The sequence below is a fragment of the Thalassotalea sp. G20_0 genome, assembly GCF_017744175.1.
In the GTDB taxonomy this organism is placed as follows: Bacteria; Pseudomonadota; Gammaproteobacteria; order Pseudomonadales; family Endozoicomonadaceae; genus Endozoicomonas.
Map to the genome: position 1 here is coordinate 1 of NZ_JAGHQV010000447.1, position 601 is coordinate 601.

General features: G+C 44.1%; 2 protein-coding genes. Both read right to left on the reverse strand.

All coding sequences use genetic code 11. The annotated features are described in order from the left end of the window. Positions 1–77: 77 nt before the first annotated feature. On the reverse strand, positions 78–410 hold the full coding sequence (locus tag J7438_RS28595) for a Tn3 family transposase (protein ID WP_353620205.1): 333 nt from the start codon (positions 408–410) through the stop codon (positions 78–80). Beyond that, a partial coding sequence (locus J7438_RS26975; RefSeq protein WP_209279096.1) for a Tn3 family transposase occupies positions 305–601 on the reverse strand: 297 nt, incomplete at its 5' end. The genes J7438_RS26975 and J7438_RS28595, both read right to left, overlap by 106 nt.

The window sequence follows — 601 nt, forward strand, 5'->3', positions numbered from 1 at the left end:
ATCAAAAATAAAAAACGCATTATCGTCACTACGCCGTTGGATTCTGAACAATATCCACGGTCAGAAATTGTCAGCCTTTATCTGGCCCGGTGGCATGTTGAGCTGGATTTAAGAGCCATCAAAAGCCTGATGAAGGTGGGCGTACTACGTTGTAAAACCCCGGAGATGGTCACTACATCTATAGAGTCCAGTGCCACAAAATTCAGCTTGTTCAACGAATGGTTATCACTTGTCATCATATGGATATCAATATCGGTTTTGTTGTTGTAGATCATGTCGTACAGGGAGTGGCCTTCATACTCATTCAGGCCGATATTCTTGGCGTTAACGGCGACATGATTGGCGAGTAAGTTGTAAAGCGATATACCTCGCCCTTTGCCCAGGTACTTTTTGGAATAGCGTGACTGAATAGTGCTATCGGTGGTTGCGAATTTTGCCCGTGTGCATCTGCCAGTACCTTTTCGTTCATGAGATTCCACTGTTTGAAAATCGGCCGTGAATGAATATGGTTGCTGACAATATCATTAGCCGCACACAGAGTATCAATACGAATAAAGTCTTCCCGAATTGACCGTAACTGGCTCAGCTCGATATCTGACAT